Consider the following 14,308-nt stretch of genomic DNA (forward strand, 5'->3'; position numbering starts at 1 on the left):
GTTGCCGAAGGCTGCGATCTTTTGATCTTGATCTTCAGTAACATCGAAGCCGCCAAAAGATCGCAACCTTCGGCAACTCCTATAAGGGAGGTGTGTGCAGGAGGACGTAATCGTTTTTATCGAAACGCCCACTCAATATCGGCGCCTGGGCTCCCAGCGGGGTGCCTTGCAGGGCGTTGTAGTCGCTCCGATCCATGATCAACCAAACCGGCCCTGGCAGCGCTTCGAGTTCTTGAATCGATTCGGTGAACACTGGTTGCAAATCTTGCCAGGCGCTGAGGCTGTTGACCTGCCCGAACGGCAGGGACAACAACCAGATGAACAGCGTCGAAACTGCTGAATAATCGGCATAGGGCTGGCCGTAGGTAGTCGGAAAAACCGATGGCCCGTGGCGCAGCATCTCCTGGGCGAACAGCACGAACCGCGAGTCGAAACCGATTGCCGCTTGCTGATAAACCCCGGCGATGAACAGCATCAGCGCCAGCAGCCCAACCCCCAGGGACTGCCGACGAATGCCGGGCGAAACTGTGTTCACGCCACGACCGAGGCCGCTGGCCATTGCTGATGGGGAATAGGCAGGTTGCGCGATTCGCCACGGCCCATCGGGAAGTACTTGAAGCCGCTGCGCTCAAGGCGTTCGGCATCGTACAGGTTGCGCCCGTCGAAGATCACTGGAGCATTCAGGCGCTGCTCGATCAAGTCGAAATCCGGGGCTTTGAACTGCTGCCACTCGGTGCAGACGATCAAGGCATCGGCGCCTGATAGCACGGATTCCGGGGTGCCCATGAGCATCAGTTTCGACTCGTCAGGGTACAGACGCTGGGTTTCCTGCATGGCTTCCGGGTCGAACGCCCGCACATTGGCCCCGGCGGCCCACAGAGATTCCAGCAGCACCCGGCTCGGCGCATCGCGCATGTCGTCGGTGTTGGGCTTGAAGGCCAGGCCCCACACGGCGAAGGTCTTGCCGCGTAAATCGCCCTTGTAGAAGGCGTTGATGCGTTCGAACAGTTTGTGTTTTTGCCGCTCGTTGATCGCTTCCACCGCTTGCAGCAGATCGCTGGAGCAGTGGGCTTCTTCGGCACTGTGAATCAGCGCGCGCATGTCCTTGGGGAAACACGAGCCACCATAACCGCAGCCGGGATAGATGAAGTGATAACCGATGCGCGAATCGGCACCGATACCCAGGCGAACCGATTCGATGTCGGCGCCCAGGTGTTCGGCCAGCTCGGCGATCTGGTTGATGAAACTGATCTTGGTCGCCAGCATGCAGTTGGCGGCGTACTTGGTCAGCTCGGCGCTGCGCAGGTCCATGAACATGATGCGGTCGTGGTTGCGGTTGAAGGGGGCGTAGAGGTCGCGCATCACGTCGCGCACTTCATCGCGCTCACAGCCGATGATGATGCGGTCCGGGCGCCGGCAATCAGCCACGGCCGAACCTTCTTTGAGAAACTCGGGGTTGGAGACGATATCGAACTGCAACAGCCGGCCGGCCTCGAGCAGGTATTTGTCGATATGAGCGCGCAGCGTATCGCCCGTGCCCACCGGCACCGTGGATTTCTCCACCAGAATCACCGGCTGCTCGCGATGACGCGCCACCGCTTCACCCACTGACAGTACGTATTGCAGATCCGCCGAACCATCCTCCCGGGACGGCGTGCCGACGGCGATGAATAGCACCTGGCCATGCTGCACCGCGAATTTTTCGTTCGTGGTGAACTGCAGCCGTTTGGCTTCCAGGCTTTCACGCACCAGGCTGGCCAGCCCCGGTTCGAAGATGCTGACGTGGCCTTGTTGCAGCAGCGCGACTTTCTTCTCGTCAATGTCCATGCACACCACGTCGTGGCCGACTTCAGCCAGGACAGCGGCTTGCACCAGGCCAACATAACCGCTACCAAATACACTGATTTTCATGAAGCACTCCTAATTTCGGGCGCACGAGCAGGTCGAGAGTTGATAGTGATAACGCCGAGGATGACCAGCGCCACCCCCAGTGTTTTCGAAAGACTGAAGGTTTCGTTGAATAACGGCAGGCTGGCGGCCAGCACATACACCAGCGCGTAGCTGATGCTCAGCAGCGAATAGGCCCGACCCAGCGGTAAATCCCGCAGGGCGGCGAGCCAGGTGAGCATCGATACGGCATAGGCGAGGATGGCGACCAGCACGACGGCCACGGCAGATACATCAATGCTGCCGCTACTCAAGGCCGATATCAATTGTTCGGGATGGGGCAAGCGGGTCATGCTCCAGCGCATGCCCAACTGCGCGGCGCTGCCCAGCAATACGCTGATCAGGGCGAAGGCGAGTCCGCGACGTCGGTTCACGCGTGTTGCCCCAGCAGTGCCACGCCAACGATCACCAGTGCCACGCCCAGCCAGTGGCGGCGATCGATGGTTTCGTGAAAGACGAAACGGGCGACCAATGTGATCAACACGAAATTCAGGCTGAGCATGGGATAGGCGATGCCGACTTCAAGGCGCTGCAACACCAGCAGCCAGACCAGCAAGCCCAACCCCAGAGAGGCGAGCGCCAGCCACAGCCACGGCGAGCGCAGTTTCTCGCCCCAGCCCGACGTCTTGCCACGCCAACTTTCCACGGCGTACTTCTGGGCGATCTGGCCCAGGCAGGTCAGCAGGCAGGCAGCCAATACGAGCAACAGGCTCATGACGCCTCCTGAGGGAAAATCAGAATGACCAGGTTGCCTTGTTCATAACGTTTGCCATCCTTGGGCAGTCGTTCGACTTCTTGCAGTTCGTCATCGCCCTTGACCCGCATCACCACGCCAACCGAGCCACTCTGGCGGGCTTCGCGCATCCACTGTTGCACTTGATCGAGGTCGACCCGCTGCTGTGAGCCATCAGGATAGGCGAGGCCATATTTCAATTCACCTATCGTGTTGTACAACGCCACGTCGGGGCGTTTCAAGCGCCAGGCCAGGGCTGACGCGGCGCCCAGGTCGTTGCTCAATAGCTTGCCGGACTGTGCCAGTTCCTCGACGTGCTCGAGGATGAACTGGTCGGGCATCTTGTTCGCCACCACCGAGTCGGGCAACCCGGCCGGCAGCACGCCGATCAGCAGCAAACTGCCGAAGGCCAGGGCAGCCCAGCATTGCAATGGGCGGAAGGCTTGCAGCAAGTTCGCCATGATCCAGCCAATCAACCCGATGAACACCAAAATCAGGTTGTGCAGCTCATGGTCGTACAGTGGCTTTTTCAGTTGCAGATAGACCAGCGTAATCAGGGTGACCACGCCCAACGTCAGGTTCAGCAGGCCATTGATCCCCAGTACCCGGCCCTGTTCCCGCTTCAGTCGATCCGCCAGGGCATGGCCCAGCAGCAAGGCCAAAGGCAGCAGGCAAGGCAAGATGTAGGTCGGCAATTTGCCGTTGCTCAGGCTGAAAAATGCCAACGGCATCAGCAGCCACAGCAACAGGAAAGCGATGCCTTTCTGATGCCGGGTCTGCCATGCCTGTTTCAGCGCCGACGGCAGCAACGCCGCCCACGGCAGACTGAACGCCACCAGCAGCGGCAGGTAGAACCACCATGGCGCCTCATGTTGAGCGTCATCCCCGGCGAAGCGACGAATGTGTTCGTGCCAGAAGAAGAACCGCCAGTAATCGGGTTCCTGCGCATGCACTGCCAGGACCCACGGCAGGCTCACCGCAATCGCCACGACAATCGCCACCGGGCCGTAAGTCAGCAGCTCCCGCCAGCGTTTTTGCCAGAGCATCCAGGGCAGGGCGATCAGCACCGGCAGCAGCCAGGCGAGGAAACCCTTGGTCATGAAGCCCATGCCGCAGGCCAGCCCCAGCAGCGCCCAGCCGAGCAGACGCGGGCCACGGTTGACGCTGTCCAGCGCAAACCACAAAGCCACCAGGCTCAGGTTGACCCAGAAAGTGAATTGCGGATCGAGGTTGGCATAGCCGGCTTGCCCGGCGACGATGGTAAAACTCATGTACAGCAGCGCGCAGGCAAAGCTTTTGCGCGGTTCATTCCACAGCCGCCGGGCGATCAGGTAACACAGCAACACGCTCAGCCCGGTGCTCAGCACCGAGGCGATGCGTACGCCAAACAGGTTGTCGCCAAACAGCGCCTGGCCAATGGCGATCATCCAATAACCGGCCACTGGTTTTTCGAAGTAACGCAGGCTTATGAAGTGCGGCGACACCCAGTTACCGCTCAGGAGCATGTCCTGGCTGATCTGGGCATAGCGAGTTTCGTCGGGAATCCATAAACCGTGAGTACCCAGCGGCAGCAAGTACGCCAGCGCCAAAACGACCAGCAAAAACGGCAGTGCCCAGCGCTTGCTCATGCGCCTTGTACCCCCAGCCAGCCCTCTCGGCCCTCAAGGGTGCCGCGCGCGACATGGCCCATGGGCAAAGTGGCGGGTGCCTCGGGCAACAGGTCGCCCAAGGGTTGGAAATGAATGTCCTGCCGGCGCGCATCGGCCAGCAGTTGACGGAAATCGTTGGCCATTAGAATCCCTTCTACTTCGGCATGGATTGTATAGACGTTCAGTGTTTGCGGGGTGAACCGCTGAAGTATGAACGCATTGAAGTCCTTGGCCGCGACAGCCGGGCCGACCACCTCATCGAAGGTCGGCAGGTCCACCGGGATCTGCGGTATCCCCGGACTGCCATCGGCCAATGTCGGCCGGAACAGGCGCTGCCCCCGGCAATCGCTGTTGTAGCGAAAGCCGAAACCCTGCTTGGCCTCGATCACGCGCTCGTCCGCCCGCCAACCAGCAGACGCCGAGCACTCTACTTTTTGCCCGAGGATATCACTGAGACTATCGACGCCACGACGAATCTGCTCGATCAACTGCGCCTCGCTCCAGCGCCCGGCATTGGCCTGCCAGCCGTGGTGATCCCAGGCGTGCAGGCCGACTTCATGCCCGGCCGCCAGGGTTTGACGCATCAGGTACCCGAGATCGCGGCCGATTGGCTTGCCCGGCCACGCGGTGCCGGCCAGCACAATGTCCCAGCCATACAGGCCGGCGGCGTTGGAACGCAGCATCTTCCAGAGGAATTGCGGGCGGATCAGACGCCACAGGTGGCGCCCCATGTTGTCCGGTCCGACGCTGAAGAAGAAGGTCGCCCTGACTTGAGCTTCATCGAGCATTTCGAGCAACCGGGGCACCCCCTCACGGGTGCCTCGGTAAGTGTCGACATCGATTCGAAGGCCTGCCTGCATCAACGTGCTTCTTCTGTAGATTGCTCCGCGATTTCGAGCATGGCCTCGCGCAAGAAGAAGTCCAGCGTGTTGCCAATGGTCTCGCTCATCTGCACCGTTGGTGTCCAGTCAAGCAGACGCTTGGCATTGGCGATGCTCGGTTTGCGATGAGACACGTCCTGATAGCCAGTGCCATAGAAGGCTTTGCTTTCGATATCGCGGAAACCGGCAAACGGCGGGAAGTTGTCGCGCAGCGGGTGAGCCTCGAACTGACGCAGCAATTCTTCGCCCAACTGACGAATGCTGGCCTCGTTGTCCGGGTTGCCGATATTGATGATCTGGCCGTTGCAGGCGTCGCTCTCGTTGTCGATGATCCGCGCCAGGGCTTCGACGCCGTCGGCAATGTCGGTGAAGCAGCGTTTTTGCTCACCGCCGTCGAACAGACGAATCGGCGTGCCTTCCACCAGATTCAGAATCAACTGGGTGATCGCCCGGGAACTGCCGATGCGTGCAGAGTCCAGACGGTCCAGGCGCGGGCCCATCCAGTTGAAAGGGCGGAACAGGGTGAAATTCAGGCCTTTTTGGCCGTAAGCCCAGATCACCCGGTCGAGCAACTGCTTGGAGATCGAGTAGATCCAGCGTTGCTTGTTGATCGGCCCGACCACCAGGTTGGAGCTGTCTTCATCGAAGTTACCGTCCTGGCACATGCCATAAACTTCGGAGGTCGACGGGAAAATCACGCGCTTGTTGTACTTGACGCAGTAGCGAACCAGCTTCAGGTTCTCTTCGAAGTCCAGTTCGAACACCCTTAGCGGATTGCGCGTGTATTCGATCGGCGTGGCGATCGCCACCAGCGGCAGAACGACGTCGCACTTCTTGATGTGGTACTCGATCCACTCTGAGTGGATGCTGATGTCGCCTTCGACGAAGTGGAAGTTCGGATGGCTGCGCAACCGCTCGATGGCGTCCGAGCCGATGTCCAGGCCGTACACTTCATACCGGTCGTCACGCAGCAGGCGTTCGGACAGGTGATTGCCGATGAAACCGTTGACGCCAAGAATCAGCACCCGGGTGCGACGCGGTCCACGGCCCGATTCGGCGCCACGCAGCACCGAGCCATCGACCAGCCCCAGCTCGTTGGCCAGTTGCGGGCCGCTCAGGTACAGGCCGTTGTCATTGCGCTGGCCGGCGTTGATCACCAGCGAGTCTTCGCCACAGGCGATACGCAACGGCTCGACGCTGATGACACGCCCCGGAGTCTGGCCTTCATTGCCCTTGACGACGTCGGCGCTCCAGACAATCAGCTTGTGCTCACCCACCGCGCAGAACGCGCCCGGGTAAGGTTGGGTCACGGCGCGGACCAGATTGAACAGCTCTTCAGCCGGTTTGCTCCAGAGCAGCTTGCCGTCCGCCGGGGTACGACGGCCAAACACCGTGGCTTTGGATTCATCCTGTGGGGTTTCATTGAATTTGCCCTGAAGCAGTGCAGGCAAGGTGTCGCGCAGCAGATCGGTGGCTGCCAGGCGCAATTTGCCGTGCAGGATCAGCGCGGTATCGGTGCGCTCGATCGCCACCCGCTGCTGGGCGATGATCGCGCCCGCGTCGGCACGCTTGACCATGCGGTGCAGGGTCACGCCGGTTTCGGTTTCACCGTTGACCAGCACCCAGTTGGCCGGTGCCCGGCCACGGTAGCGAGGCAGCAACGAGCCGTGCAGGTTGAACGCGCCTTTACTGGCCGTGGCCAACAGCGGCTCGCTCAACAGGTTGCGGTAGTAGAACGAGAACAGGTAATCGGGGTTGAGCTTGCTGATGCGCTCGATCCACAGCGGGTGGTTGGCGTCTTCCGGGGCGTGCACCGGGATGCCGTTGCGCGCGCACAGTTGCGCAACCGAGCCGTAGAACGCGTTTTCCTTCGGGTCATCGGGATGGGTGAACACGGCGGTAATCTCGTAACCCGAATTGAGCAGGGTTTCGATGCCGGCACAGCCAATATCGTGATAGGCGAAGACAACAGCTGTTGCGCTCATGAGAGAACCTGATCTGAAGAAGTGGAAGTGAGGCCGTCGACGGTGACAACGGGAGCAGGGGCAGAGGGAGTGCTACGCAAAACCTTTTCGATGAAGAACCGTGGGCGCGCCCGGACGTCGCTGTACATGCGGCCCAGGTACTCACCCAACAGGCCCATGCCAATGAATTGCCCGCCGGTGAAAACGAACAGCACGGCGAACAGGACGAACGTGCCGCCGCCGGCCCAACCGGCACCGAAAACCAGGCGCAGCACAACCAACGCGATGGCGAATAGCACACCGAGCGCCGCCATGCCGAAGCCGACGATGCTCAGCAGGCGCAGGGGCGTGGTCGTCATGCAAGTGATCAGGTCGAACATCAGGTTGATCAGGCGCATCGGGCTGTATTTGGATTCGCCGTGTTCGCGCTCGGCGTGGGTCACCAGGATTTCCGTGGTGTGCCGGGCGAAGCTGTTGGCCAGGATCGGGATGAAGGTGCTGCGTTCGCGGCAGGCGAGCATGGCGTCGACGATGGTCCGGCGATAGGCGCGCAGCATGCAGCCGTAGTCGGTCATGGCAACGCCGGTGGAACGCTGCACGGCGAGGTTGATCAACTTCGACGGCCAGCGGCGCAGGGCTGAGTCCTGACGATTGTTGCGCACCGTGGCGACCACGTCGTAGCCCAATTCGGCCTGAGCCACCAACCGCGGGATTTCTTCCGGCGGGTTTTGCAGGTCGGCGTCGAGGGTGATCACCACATCACCCTTGCACTGTTCGAAACCGGCCATGATCGCTGCGTGCTGGCCGTAGTTACGATTGAGAATGACCGCCACCACCGGGCTGCACTCGCGGCTGGCTGCGTCCTCGAGGATTTGCGCCGAGTTGTCGCGACTGCCGTCATCGACCAATACAATTTCGTAATCCTGGTGCAGTTGCTGGCACGCCGCTTCGGTGCGCCTGAGCAACTCGGGCAGGCTGTCTTGCTCGTTGTAGACCGGGATGACGATTGATACGCAACGGATCGGATAAGGTTTCACAGGCGTCTGTCCACTATGTTTTCAATGGCGTCGACGACACGATCGACGTCGTCGGTGGTCATGTCGGGGAACAACGGGATCGAACACAGCCGCGCCGAATTCCATTCGGTGTTGGGCAGGTAGATGTTGGGGAAACGCTGGCGGTAGTACGTGTGCAGGTGAGTGGCGATGAAGTGAATGCCGGTACCGATGTTCTGTTCTTGCAGGGCTTTCATGAACGCCTCGCGGTCAAGCCCGCAACGTTCGGTGTCAATGCGCAGGATGAACAGGTGCCAGGCGTGCTGCTGCGCATACGCCGGAATGGCCAGCGGTTGCACCGGCAAGCCTTCCAGGCGCTGCAAATAGGTTTGAGCCAGCTCCGTGCGCTTGGCGTTGATCGCGTCCAGACGCTCCAGTTGCACCAGGGCGATGGCGGCATTGATGTCGGCCAGGTTGTACTTGAAGCCAGGCTCCATGACTTGGGCCTGGGGTTTACGGCCGTGGGTGAGGCGGTCATAGGCATCCACGCCAAGGCCATGAAACTTGAGCATGCGCACACGAGTGGCCAGTGCTTCGTCGTCACTGACGAACATCGCGCCCTCGGCGCAGGTCATGTTCTTGATCGCGTGGAACGAGAAAATCGCCGTGCCTTGGGCGCCGACATGCCGACCTTTGTAGAAAGTGCCCGCCGCATGCGCCGCGTCTTCGATGACAGCGATGCCATGTTTGTCGGCCAGCGCATAGAGCGGATCGAGGTCGAACGCCGCGCCGGCGTAATGCACCGGAATGATGGCCTTGGTGCGAGGGGTTATTGCCGCCTCGATGCTCGCCAGGTCGCTCATCAAGGTGTTGCGGTCAACGTCGACGAAAACTGGTGTCGCGCCGAGCAGGCAGATCATGTTGGCGGTCGATACCCAGGTCTGGGACGGTGTGATGACTTCGTCGCCGGGACCAATTCCCAATGCCAGTAATGTGATGTGCATCCCGCCGGTGGCCGAGGACAATGCGACGGCATGGCGACAGCCGACATAGTGGGCGAAGTGCTCTTCCAGTTGCTGGTTTTTCGGCCCGGTAGTAATCCAGCCGGAGCGCAGTACTTGTTCTACCGCGGCTACTTCTTCAGCGCCGATACTGGGGCGGGAGAAGGGGAGAAACGCCTGAGTCATGGGCACCTCGGGGTAGAAAAATAGACAGCCTTACAGGCCGAAAACAATGGATCCAATCTCAGCGTAGACGCTAAAACAGAAGGTGCATCAAGCAGTTGCAAAAAAGTTGCGACAAATCACATTGGTTGACTTTTCGTGTCATGGTCGGCAGGTTGGACACTCACACGGAATCATTTCGGATCCATGGAGATTAAGCGCGATTTTGTGAAAGGAACATGAAAAACCGGTTGGCGAATCGTTTATCTGAAGCTCATACAGCCACTGTTCAGACTTCTGCCGTTTATCGCTCTTTTTATAAGAAAAGACTTACAGAAGTGTTCTCGTTACAGGACTTGTGTTGCAATCCTTAGTTATTTTTTTGAACTTTATTAATTTCAAGGCCGTTTCATTGATTGACTTACCTGCTACTGAATCCATCGTTTCAAAAGCCAACCCGTTGACCCTGTATCTGGCGCGTCTGGCGCCGTCCAGCCAGTTGACCATGCGTTATGTATTGCAGGACGCCGCTGACCGTCTGGACTTCGAAGACATGAACATCGAAGAGATTCCCTGGCATCAACTGCAGCCCGAGGATGTCGTTGCACTGGTGGCGACCTTGCGCGAAGACGGCTACGCGCCAAACACCTCGTCGCTGTACGTTAACGCGGTGCGCGGGGTGATGAACGAAGCATGGCGCATGAGCCTGATCAGTCAGGAGCACTTGCTGAAAATGCGCTCGGTCAAAGGCATTGCCGGCACGCGACTGTCCCAGGGGCGCAACCTCAAGCGCACCTTGATTCGCGACTTGATGGAGGTATGCGCCGCCGATCCACGGCCACAAGGGCTACGGGACGCGGCCATCATCGGGATTCTGTACGGTTCGGGGATGCGTAAATCGGAATCGGTGAACCTGGACCTGGCCCAAGTGGATTTCACCGAGCGCAGCCTGTGCGTCACCGCCAAGGGCAACAAACAGCTGATCAAGTACGCGCCAGCCTGGGCCTTCGCCAAACTGGACGCGTGGCTGGAGTTGCGGCGTTCGCAGTTAAAGGAGGGCGAGACGGATGATCCGTTCCTGTTCAACCGCATCCGCCGTGGCAGCCACATTACCCGCGAGCGCATCACCAAACATGCGATCTACTACATTGCCCGGCAACGCGGCGCACAGGTCGGGGTGAAAATCATGCCGCACGACTTCCGGCGGTCGTTCATTACCCGAGTGATTGAAGAGCACGACCTGTCGATCGCGCAGAAACTGGCCCATCACAGCAACATCCAGACCACGGCCAATTACGATGTGCGCGACGACAACGAACGCCGTCGGGCGGTTGATCGCTTCGATTTGTGAACCACTATCAGGACGCCGAAGGACACCCTTTTTGCGAGCCGATCGCCTGACTGATAGCGGCAGCTAACCGTTTCACATTGTTCTGATGAGCGACCACCAGGTCATCAATGCTCGGGCCGGAAGGGGTCTGCAACGTGCTGCGACAGGTGATCAGTGCGGTATCGCCGGCGCCGAGGCTGCGCAGGCGCCATTTGACGTCGATCAACGCGTATTGACCGGGAACCGAATCAAAGCGTTGTACATCCAGTCGCAACGACACTCTGCGTTGCAGGTTGCTGTTGACCAGTTGATCGACCAGGGCGCTGCGCAATTCGTCCACCAGGCTTGCCGCCCACCATTGGGTTTCGAGGATCGCCAGGCCACTGTTGCCTTGGCGAATGACAATCTGCGGGCGGTCGACCTGGGGCGGCACCGTGATGCTTTCGATCTGGATTTCCGCGCTGCTGCTTGCGCCACTCAATTGGGCGGGGGTCAGGGTGTGGAACTGAATCGGATCGCTGCGGCAAGCGGTGAGCAACAACAGCGCGGTGACCAGCGTGATCTTCAGCGAAAAAGCCATGGGTGTTGCTCCTGTGGTCAGTTGCGCGGGGGCGGCTGCAAGTCCATCGGCGCGGCATTGTTGGGGCGACCGCGAATCAGTGATTCCGGATGCCGGCCCAGGTAGTCCGAGAGCTCACGCAGTGAGCGAGACATGCGCCCGAGTTCATCCAGGGTCTGAGTCAGTTGTTCCCGTTGCGGCGAATCGTCGGCGAGGGTCGAACTGGCCGATTGCAAGGTCTTGCTGACGTCCGCCAGGGTGGTTTGTACGCCGGGCAGGGTCCTGGCGTTGAACTGTACGAGCCCCTTGCGCAGTTCGACGAGGTTGCTGTCGAGATTGCCGGCAATGCGTTCGATTGGCAGTTGGTTGATCTTGTTGACCATGCCCTCCAGTTTCTCCTGCAACTGTTCGAGGCTGCCAGGAATGGTGGGAATGATGACAGGACGAGCGGTTGGGTCGAACACGACTTTCTCCGCGTCGGGGTAGAAATCGAGCGCGATGTAGAGCTGACCGGTCAACAGATTGCCGCTACGGGCCTGGGCCCGCAGGCCGCTTTCGATGAAGCTGCCCATCAGCTTGATACTGGCGGCTTCGTCATTGGGATCATGATTCAAGGCCTTAAGCATCTTGGTGTGGGCCTGGCCGAGTCGTTGCGGGTAGATCACGATGCCGACATTGACTGGAAAGCTGCGTTTTTTGGCGTCGAAATCCAGATTGATCGACACGACTTTGCCAAATTCCACACCGAGGAATTCCACCGGCGCGTCGATCTTGAGCCCGCGCAAGGCCTGATCGAAACGCAGGCCCAAGTACTGCCCTTTACCATAGGGGGGAGCGAGGGCGGTTTGCTGATCTGCGAACAGGTCAAAACCTCTATCCTCGGTGGCCGGCTGATCGTTGGGGCTGTAATCCGGCGCGCGAAACGCGATGCCACCCACCAACAACGAAGACAGGGATTCGGTCTTCACCGCAAAACCATTGGCACCGACGCTCACATCGATACCACTGGCGTTCCAGAACCGGGTGTTCTCAGTGACGTAGGCGTCATTGGGTGAATGCACGAAGACTTCGATGTTCACTCCTTTGCCGTCGGCATCCAGCGCATACGCCACCACTTGCCCGACCGGGATCTTGCGGTAGTAGACGGGGGAGCCGATATCCAGCGAGCCGAGGTCCTGAGTGTGCAGCGTGAAGCGTTTACCCGGTTCGCCATAGGTAATGGGCGGCGGGTTTTCCAGCCCCGTGAAGTGCTTGGAACGGGCATTGGCCTGGCCGATGTCGGCGCCAATGTAGTCACCCGACAGCAGCGTATCGATGCCCGAAACGCCGCCGGCACCAATGCGCGGGCGCACGACCCAGAATTGCGAGTCTTCGCGGGTGAAGCTTTCAGCCTGTTTGTCGAGTTTGATCGTGGCGTTGACATTCTTCTGGTCACCGCTCAGTTTCACCTCCGAGACATGGCCGATGACCACATTGCGATATTTGACCTCGGTTTTGTTGGCCGTGAGGCCGCCACCGGTCTTGAACGTGATGGTGATGGTCGGACCTTCCTGCATCACGCTGTGTATCACCAGGGAGATCCCCACCAGCACCGCAACGATCGGCACGATCCACACCAGCGAAACGCTGAAGCGACGGGTCTTGATAGTGGCCTGGCCGGGGGCTTGCGGCCCGTCAGTGGCTTGCGACTTCATCCGTGAGCTCCTCGTTTGGTGGGTTATTCTGCTGGTTATCCCGCTCTTTATCCCAGATCAGCCGCGGGTCGAAACTCATGGCAGACAGCATGGTGAACACCACCACCAGACCAAAAAACAGAATGCCCAGACGCGGTTCGATATCGCCCAGGGCCTGGAATTTCACTAGCGCGGCGACCAGCGCGACAACAATCACGTCGAGCATCGACCAGTAGCCGATCAGCTCGACGAAACGGTAAAGCTTCGAACGTTCCTTGCGCGCCCAAAGGCTGCCGCGTTGCACGGTGATCAGCAGCAGGGAAAGGGCGACGAACTTGATGCCCGGTACCGCGATGCTGGCGATGAAAATGATCAGGGCAATGTCCCACGCACCGTGTGCCCAGAACTCCAGCACACCGCTCATGATGGTGCTGTCGGAGCCGTTGCCGAACAGACTGGTGTTCATGACCGGCAGCAGATTGGCCGGGATATAAAACACCAGTGAGGCCAGCAGATAGGCCCATGTCCGGCTCAGTGAGTTGGTTTTGCGGGCATGCAGTGGCGCGCCACAGCGTTGGCATTCGTGAGGGTTGTCGGTTATGTCGCAGGCCAGGCCGCAGCTGTGGCACAGGCACAGGTTGAGTTCGCTGGCGTGCGGTGGGCTGTTCATAAAATGTCCCACAGTTCACGGACATCGCGCCCGGCGATGCGAATCAACAGCAGGCTGAGAACGGCCAGGGCAAACAGGCCGATGCCGGGTATGACATCCAGCAACCCTGCGAGTTTGAACACCGCGACCATTGCGCCCAGCAGACAGACTTCGAGCATGCTCCAGGGCCTGAGGGTTTCCAGCCAGCGCATGCACACTTTGAAACCGGGTGAGCGCCGATGTCCGAGGGCGAAGCTCAGGACCCAGATCAGCAATACCAGTTGAAACAGCGGCGCGATGATGATGGATATCGCCGCCACCAGCGCAATAAAGGTAATCGGCCCCTGGCTCAACGCCAATACCGAGTCCCACAGCGTCGCACTGTTTTTCAGGCCCTTCATGCTGATGCTCATGACTGGATAGAAATTGGCGAAAATCCACAGCATCGTTGCCGTGAAGGCCAAGGCCAGACGCTGCTCCACCGACAGTCCGTTATAACGCTGGAGCACGCCGCCGCAGCAGGTGCACAAGGCTTTTTGATGTTTGGCGAGCGTGACTTTTTCATACACGCAGTCGCAGTGCTCGCAAATGATCAGTTGGTCAGTCGTAGCCATAGGCCGCACTCGCCAGGAACAGGAAAGTCAGAGCACTCCCTCAATATAGAAGTGACTTGCGATTGAGCAAATTAAAAGACTGATCAAGAGGATGGGGGCATAAAGTCTGATCGACCGCGTCATCGTTCTTCGCGAGCAAGCCCGCTCCCAC

General features: G+C 59.6%; 13 protein-coding genes and 1 pseudogene. 1 reads left to right on the forward strand and 13 read right to left on the reverse strand.

Annotation, left to right across the window (positions count from 1 at the left end):
• Positions 1–268 precede the first annotated feature (268 nt).
• The 9 genes and pseudogenes from AB4O41_RS01645 to arnB all read right to left on the reverse strand — a co-directional run.
• Positions 269–559 (reverse strand): annotated as a pseudogene (locus tag AB4O41_RS01645) (glycosyltransferase); the annotation flags it as partial.
• The gene (locus AB4O41_RS01650; protein ID WP_460145916.1) at positions 532–1,911 is read right to left on the reverse strand and encodes a UDP-glucose dehydrogenase family protein; all 1,380 of its coding nucleotides are present in this window, start codon (positions 1,909–1,911) and stop codon (positions 532–534) included. The gene AB4O41_RS01650 and the pseudogene AB4O41_RS01645, both read right to left, overlap by 28 nt.
• Entirely contained in the window at positions 1,908–2,321 is a 414-nt protein-coding gene (gene arnF / locus AB4O41_RS01655; protein ID WP_460145917.1) for a 4-amino-4-deoxy-L-arabinose-phosphoundecaprenol flippase subunit ArnF, read from the reverse strand. The genes AB4O41_RS01650 and arnF overlap by 4 nt, the downstream gene beginning before the upstream one ends.
• Positions 2,318–2,662 carry a 4-amino-4-deoxy-L-arabinose-phosphoundecaprenol flippase subunit ArnE gene (gene arnE / locus AB4O41_RS01660; RefSeq protein WP_460145918.1) on the reverse strand — a complete coding sequence of 115 codons (345 nt, stop codon included), beginning with the start codon at positions 2,660–2,662 and terminating at the stop codon, positions 2,318–2,320. The genes arnF and arnE overlap by 4 nt, the downstream gene beginning before the upstream one ends.
• Positions 2,659–4,308 (reverse strand): lipid IV(A) 4-amino-4-deoxy-L-arabinosyltransferase, encoded by a 1,650-nt coding sequence (arnT, locus tag AB4O41_RS01665; RefSeq protein WP_460145919.1) that lies wholly within the window; start codon positions 4,306–4,308, stop codon positions 2,659–2,661. Before arnT ends, arnE begins: the two co-directional genes overlap by 4 nt.
• On the reverse strand, positions 4,305–5,189 hold the full coding sequence (arnD, locus tag AB4O41_RS01670) for a 4-deoxy-4-formamido-L-arabinose-phosphoundecaprenol deformylase (RefSeq protein WP_460145920.1): 885 nt from the start codon (positions 5,187–5,189) through the stop codon (positions 4,305–4,307). The genes arnT and arnD overlap by 4 nt, the downstream gene beginning before the upstream one ends.
• On the reverse strand, positions 5,189–7,195 hold the full coding sequence (gene arnA / locus AB4O41_RS01675; RefSeq protein WP_460145921.1) for a bifunctional UDP-4-amino-4-deoxy-L-arabinose formyltransferase/UDP-glucuronic acid oxidase ArnA: 2,007 nt from the start codon (positions 7,193–7,195) through the stop codon (positions 5,189–5,191). The genes arnD and arnA overlap by 1 nt, the downstream gene beginning before the upstream one ends.
• On the reverse strand, positions 7,192–8,211 hold the full coding sequence (gene arnC / locus AB4O41_RS01680) for an undecaprenyl-phosphate 4-deoxy-4-formamido-L-arabinose transferase (RefSeq protein WP_460145922.1): 1,020 nt from the start codon (positions 8,209–8,211) through the stop codon (positions 7,192–7,194). Before arnC ends, arnA begins: the two co-directional genes overlap by 4 nt.
• Positions 8,208–9,356, reverse strand: coding sequence for a UDP-4-amino-4-deoxy-L-arabinose aminotransferase (arnB, locus tag AB4O41_RS01685; protein WP_460145923.1), 1,149 nt, complete (start codon positions 9,354–9,356; stop codon positions 8,208–8,210). The genes arnC and arnB overlap by 4 nt, the downstream gene beginning before the upstream one ends.
• Positions 9,357–9,744: 388 nt before the next feature.
• Between arnB and AB4O41_RS01690 the strand changes: the two genes are divergently transcribed.
• A complete protein-coding gene (locus AB4O41_RS01690) occupies positions 9,745–10,683 on the forward strand; it encodes a site-specific integrase (RefSeq protein ID WP_050683231.1) in 939 nt (312 codons plus the stop codon).
• 7 nt (positions 10,684–10,690) lie between these two features.
• On the opposite strand, the gene AB4O41_RS01695 is transcribed toward AB4O41_RS01690, so the two are convergent.
• The 4 genes from AB4O41_RS01695 to AB4O41_RS01710 are packed head-to-tail and all read right to left on the reverse strand — an operon-like array spanning position 10,691 to position 14,157.
• Complete coding sequence (locus AB4O41_RS01695; RefSeq protein ID WP_460145924.1) at positions 10,691–11,242, reverse strand: PqiC family protein; 552 nt, start codon at positions 11,240–11,242, stop codon at positions 10,691–10,693.
• Positions 11,243–11,259: 17 nt separating this feature from the next.
• Positions 11,260–12,915 carry a PqiB family protein gene (locus tag AB4O41_RS01700; RefSeq protein WP_460145925.1) on the reverse strand — a complete coding sequence of 552 codons (1,656 nt, stop codon included), beginning with the start codon at positions 12,913–12,915 and terminating at the stop codon, positions 11,260–11,262.
• Positions 12,896–13,564 (reverse strand): paraquat-inducible protein A, encoded by a 669-nt coding sequence (locus AB4O41_RS01705; RefSeq protein WP_460145926.1) that lies wholly within the window; start codon positions 13,562–13,564, stop codon positions 12,896–12,898. Before AB4O41_RS01705 ends, AB4O41_RS01700 begins: the two co-directional genes overlap by 20 nt.
• The gene (locus AB4O41_RS01710; protein WP_367375606.1) at positions 13,561–14,157 is read right to left on the reverse strand and encodes a paraquat-inducible protein A; all 597 of its coding nucleotides are present in this window, start codon (positions 14,155–14,157) and stop codon (positions 13,561–13,563) included. The genes AB4O41_RS01705 and AB4O41_RS01710 overlap by 4 nt, the downstream gene beginning before the upstream one ends.
• Between the last annotated feature and the right edge of the window lie 151 nt (positions 14,158–14,308).

Source organism: Pseudomonas sp. S2_A02, assembly GCF_054668495.1.